The sequence below is a fragment of the Bacteroides caecigallinarum genome (assembly GCF_016901995.1).
Classification (GTDB): Bacteria; Bacteroidota; Bacteroidia; order Bacteroidales; family Bacteroidaceae; genus Phocaeicola; species Phocaeicola cellulolyticus.
The window spans coordinates 1-6367 of the sequence record NZ_JACJLE010000089.1 but is presented as its reverse complement, the minus strand read 5'-3'; the positions used below and the strand labels follow the sequence as shown (position 1 = coordinate 6367).

Below are 6367 nucleotides of genomic sequence, written 5' to 3'. Positions count from 1 at the left end.
AAAGAACTTCTTGTTTAGCAACCGTATCATTTTCGATTGCGGGTGCAAAGGTACGCACTTTTTTTATTCCTGCAATACTTTGCACAACTTTTTTTTCAAAAAAATTACAGGAATACAGATAACTCTTTGTTAATCAATGAAAAAAAATAAAGAATATTTTTTTCAAGACTGTTACAATAATTGAAAATAGCACTAAATATTATACATTATTTATATAAAGGGATTCACTTTTATATGATGATGTAACAAATATGACTTCGAATAAAACAAAAAAGAAAACCAGAAAATAAATAAAACAGCCATTACCCTCTTACCAACAAAAAACAAAATCAATTTATCTCCACACGGACGTGTGGAGTACTCGACACGAACGTGTGGAGATCTCCGCACGGCCGTGTCGAGATCTTGACACGAGCGTGTGGAGGTAAACTTATTTTATCGTAATAACCGAAGATTCCCCATGCGAACCGAATTGCGGCGCATAAACTGATATGACAGAAACCGGACCTGAAACATATTTTCCTGAACGTGCCACGTATGCGTCATAACGTATAGTATAGGAACCTTTTCGCATACGGTCGATGAAAAATTCTACAGACGCATCTTTATTTACGCGATAGAATGAAAGCCCTTCTGCCCAAGAATAAGAAGAGAGCTGGGATGCAACCTCAAGACATGAAGGTTTCTCGTCCTTTATCCGTACAAAATCCATATCACGGTCGGCACTTACTGTTATGCATACTGTAACCTTATCGCCCACAGACAAAACGGAAGACGATGAAACTTCTTTTCCATCGCATATATACTTGCGTTCTATTCTCAAACCTTCACCATTGTATGATTTCACTTTTTCGATACTTTCAATACATTGTGAACAGACAGAAGCCCATCCGGCACCTGTACCTTTTCTTGAGAATTCAATATTTTCTGTTTTCCTGATATCAGAATCATGCAATGAAACCGAAACCTGTCCTATCGCGTCATCCGGTGTGGTATAAGTTTTACCCGCAACCTCCGCTGTAATAGCAGAGCCTGAATCAAGCACATCACTTCCACCTGCCAGAAACGCATAAATGGCATTTACAGATGCAACCGGAGTATCCCAAACCTGTACCTGTTTCTGCTTCAGCAACCACAGACGCATATCGTCAAGCAAAGTTTCTTTATTATCTCCCAAACGCATGATGGCTTCCATTGCAGACACATGAACCGGTATTCTGTAATCGAACGAAGAATATCCGGCCTTGTATGTATCAAAATATGAACCCATCTCATCATTGCTTACCATATATTCCATAACAGACTGTAGAAGAACCTTCGCTTCGTCTTTCTTTCCTGCCGCATCCATAACTGTGGCCAATACCGATTTTTCATTTATGTCGAGCGATGCAGACTTTCCAACAAAATAGTCAATGAAATAATTGTTTATCCTGGTATCTGCAGAAGCTGCAGCCTCATCGTCTATGGCACATATATACAGATAGCTCATAATCATATTCTGAGGTACGTAAGCGTTCTTGTTTTCAAGCATACTGTCATGACACCCGGCAGCTTCGGAAGCCAGATATCCAAGGGCTTTCTTATACATATCGTTCATCTGATAATTGAATGATACTCCCAAAGCCTTGAGTCTGGCCAACGACTCCATTATCCGAAGAGTGATGTAAGTACTTGAAGTCATACCCTTGAACCATGGCCACGAACCGTCAGACAGCTGTAACTTGGCAAGACTGGTAATAGCCGTGGAGAGTCTGTCACTCATTGCGTTTACATCGAAAAGCATTGCAATACGCTGTTTTTTCGAAGCGTCATCTTCAGCATCAGCCAACCATGGGGTTTCTTCGATGATGATATTTTTAAGTTGTTCATTCTTTGACAGTTCCGACCATAAATCCTTTTCATTTTTTCCCTGTGCCATCCATAAAGCGAACACCTGCCTGATTTTAGGATTGGATTTCACAATATGCAAAGACAATGAATTGGCATAAAGAGCTGTAGCCCACGACATTGCATCATCAGACGAAGGTGTTCCAAGCACAGGCAAGGCCTGAATGACATACCACTGTGGATTTGCCGTCATTTCTATGGTCAGTTTCCTGTTTGTAGCAGTATTGCTACCACCGTTGAACAAGCCACCCGTAGAAACTGTTTTGTTTTCATCGCATCTCAACTGAACAGGAATATTCTCTACAATTATCTGTTTGTCAGACAATACCGGAAGGTAATGACGCTCCCCGTCGCTGAATTCGCCAGCCTCAGCCATGACAGTACAAACCAGAACATCCACACCTTCGGAAACCTTATAGTTAAATGTCACGATTCCTGTCTCCCCTTCACGTACACTGAAAGCATCTGTCTTGGTATAGACAACCTGTCCGTTGACCGGATTGGAAAGAGTCATAGTGACTTTTCCGTTGATATCCTCATCGGACATATTGATGAGAGATGATGAAATGGACGATTCATCACCTACCCTGACAAAGCGAGGCATATTAGGCTGCACCATAAATGGCTTGGAAGTGGTAAACGACGCCTTTACAAATCCGTAATCCATATTCTGCGTATGTACAAAACCATTGAAAGTCCATTCGGTCAATGCATCAGGCATTACGAACGACATAGTAACTGTTCCGGCAGAATCTGTACGCAGATGCGGGTAGTAGAAAGCTGTCTCGGAGAAATTCTCACGAAGGGCATGAGATACATTTCCGTTACTCATGTTTACACCCTCAACTACAGACTCAACTACAGAAGATTCTTCATAAGACTGCAATACTTCCTCCTCTGAAACTTTTCTGTTAAAACTCCGATCCATCATATCGGATGACGCTTGATTTTTCAATAATATATTACCAGCAGCCGGTGCCTTGGCTATAATCATTCCGCGCGAACCATAATATCCCCATGAGAAAGGTATAAACTGTGTAAATCCGTCACCATAGATAAGGTCGATTCCATTGCCGCCGTTTACATAAGCGTATGCCACACGCATATAAGGATTGTCATACACATGCAGACTCTGCATCAATACACGCGGTATCTTTCTTCCAAAATACAATCCGAAATGCCAACCGTGCGAATAAAGTTCGTCGAGCGAAGCATCGTATGCAGACGCCAACATAGAAGCATTGACGGGCTCCCCGTCTTTATTCCTTACCGTGAGCTTCCATTCCTCCTTCTGTCCGGGGACAAGCTTGTCTCTGAATGTTTCCCATGATACGTTGAGTTTCTTCTCAGGTTCAGGCTTTACAAGACTTACCACCTTCTTGTACAACACACCATGACGCATAAAAGAGAAACATACAGTTATACCGTCACCATATTCTTCCTTATATCTGTAGCTGAACTTCTGTATTGAATTAGAGAATGTTATCCTACGGCTTTCAAGTCTTTTTCCAGCAGTAAACACATCAAGCATCATATAGACATCACTCTCGGAGCTGCCTATATAGAAATCGACAGACCTACCTTCATCAAACGAATCACCGTCCTGATAGAACCACTCTACAGTCCGGTAAGGAGGAATACTGTCTGCAAGGGAGAACAAAACAAAATCCTGAGTTTTTGTAACCTCACGTCCCTTGGAGTCTGAAGCGGAAATCCTGATGCGGTATTTCCCTGAAGAAAGAGAATTAAATGAGTAAGGCACAAATGAATTCTGAGCCTTTTCCTCACCACTGAACACAGCCTTACCTGATATCTTACCTTCTTCATCAAGCTTGAAAACAGAATATCTGACAGTTGTTTCTACCGGCATCCTTTCGCAATTGAAAGCATCAAAACGGATCTTACCGATTCTTTCTTTTGCCACTTTGGAAGGCAAATCAGAAATACTCAAATCGAGAGATTTATCACCTACAGATACGGAATACTCCCCTACCTGAGTTTCACCGGAAAGGCTTGTTACCGTGGCCTTTACATTAAATCTGTAATACGCATTATCCGCAGTCTGCAAATCGCCGTCTGGTTTATGAAGGCAGAAATCTATATGAAACTTACCGTCGGCATCAGTCATTGTTTCGCCTGTGGAAATTTCCGTTTCAGTACCGTTATATCTCCACCAAATATTCTCCATACGGACTACCCTATATTCCACCTTTGCCATGCGCAGAGGAGCACCGGCAAATGATGCAGCCCTGGCCTCAGTATGTACCGAATCGCCTAGCGAATATTCACTGCTGTTTTTCTCGAAAACCACATCGAAAGTAGGACGCTTATACTCTTCCACTCTTATACCGCTATATGCATTGTCGGCCTTTACTCCAAAGTATCCCGGCAAAACATTCTGTTTAAGCACAAACTCTGCACTGTAAACTCCAAAATCGTCAGTGACAACCTTTTTCTTCTCCACCTCCTTACCATTGGTATCGGTCAGACTCACAGTCACTTCTTCCCCCTTAAGTACAGAAACAGAATCACCTTTTTGTACATATTTAACTCCTGACACATATACCATCTGTCCCGGACGATAAATCGAGCGGTCCGTGAATATAGTTGTCTGCTTTCTTGTTTCTTCGTTTGTGTTCAGGAAATGCTCTCCGGAATAGAAGCTTGAGATATTCATAAAATCATTACCGGAAGTACGGACACTGAAATATTCAAGTTTATCCTTGGCGGTACTTACCACTACACAGCCTTTTTCATCAGTGGGATAAACATTCTTCAGCTCGTATTTACCATCGTTCAGTGCGTATGAAACTATTTCCGCTCCGGGAACAGGATGACCAGTCATACGATCGACGGCAACGAGTTCTTTTCTGTCGCCTGGCAATGGGATTACAATACACTGATAAGGAGATACATATACTACCTCATAGCAGACTGCCTCTGGTTTCTGCTTTGAGAAGAGCTTCATCATATATATACCATCTTCAGGCAATTTATACTTCAATCGGGTAGTTCTTGACTTATAATCAGCGGTTGCCGGAAGAGTATAATTATTAACAGCCACACGGTCACCATGTTTCCTGATCAACTGCTCATAGTTCCTTCTGTCACGCAGTCTTTCCGATACCGGCGACAAGCCGAGCCTGTAAGCTTCTATCGTCACACTGGTCAGGTTTCTGTATGAAACTTCTATATCCGACCGATATCCGGGATATACAAACGGAATACGTATCTCCAGGCTTGGAGACTCTATCTCCTTAATCGTATTATTCAGTTCGTCAGTCCATTCCGTATTTGGATATAGAGCAAGAGCTTTTTTCAATTCAGACATAGCCTCAACCTTTTTTCCTTGAGAACTATACTTATTGGCAAGCTTCAGCATAATATCACAATAAACTTCTACATCCTTATATTCAGATGCCAGACTATCTAACATTTTCACAGCCTCATCTGGAGAAAGTTTATCCTTCGAATAAACACAATTATCAGAAAGATAAACAAGACGCGCCTCACGTGTCAGCGCTTCAGCTTCTCTGTCACGATAAGGACTTTCGGCAGAAGAATACAAATCTATCAGCGAATCATAAACGCCTAGTATCTCATTGTGGATTTTCTGTTCATTTCCTCTAGCCGGAAGTGACAACAGTGTACGTACAGCCTGACGGGCCAGGAAATCATACATATTGTCATCAAAATATTCCTTGCTCAATTCTTTAGAAACAACCACAGGATAATATAAAGCTGCTGAATACGATGCCAACAGATCCTTTTCCTTCAAAGACAGTTGCAAACATGAAATGACAGAATCAACCTCAGAAGGTGATACCGCTGCATAATTCATAGCCATAACGCTGTTAAGCACAGCTTTTCCCACTGCATCCTGTTCCGATGCAGTCCACTTCTTCAGCATATCTTTCTGCTTCCGGATACTGTCGGAACTCAACCTTACCTTATATTCTGAACATACCATAAAAGCCTTTATCATCTGAGGTATATTCTTCTTAGCCAATGCCAATGAGAAAATGTTTTCAGATTTTTCTATTACGGAACGAGGGAGATCCTTTTTCTGAAGCGCTTCCACTTCCCTCCACATTTTGTCATAATTCTGAGCTTTGACCGATATCGGGAGGACGATGCCTATCATCATCAGACCCACAAATAAACAAATCTTCTTCATACAATTTGATTTGGTTACACTTATATTGTCTATATAAAGAAACAATTTATAAACGTAAATGCTGCATTTTTAGTGCTAAAAGATGTATAAAAAATGATTTAATTTTAATTCACGTAATTGTTCGCATAGCTTTAATTATAAAGCATTATGATTTTGTCTACTTTTTTATTCAAGAATAATAAATGAACAAGATATTCAGTTTCATAGGGAACATTCAGAAAAAGTCCTTATAAATAGCATAGTTATAGCATAATTTGCATTATAAGCGTGCGACAAGAGGTCGTACAAGTAATTGTTCAGCAT

At 41.0% G+C, this 6367-nt stretch carries 1 protein-coding gene; it reads right to left on the bottom strand.

The features are described 5' to 3' along the window. Positions 1–430 precede the first annotated feature (430 nt). Entirely contained in the window at positions 431–6064 is a 5634-nt protein-coding gene (locus H6A61_RS14770) for an alpha-2-macroglobulin family protein (RefSeq protein ID WP_204394653.1), read from the bottom strand. Between the last annotated feature and the right edge of the window lie 303 nt (positions 6065–6367).

Excerpts from the sequence above, each read along its gene's own strand:
- H6A61_RS14770 (WP_204394653.1), bottom strand. The coding sequence starts at position 6,064 with ATGAAGAAGATTTGTTTATTTGTGGGTCTGATGATGATAGGCATCGTC.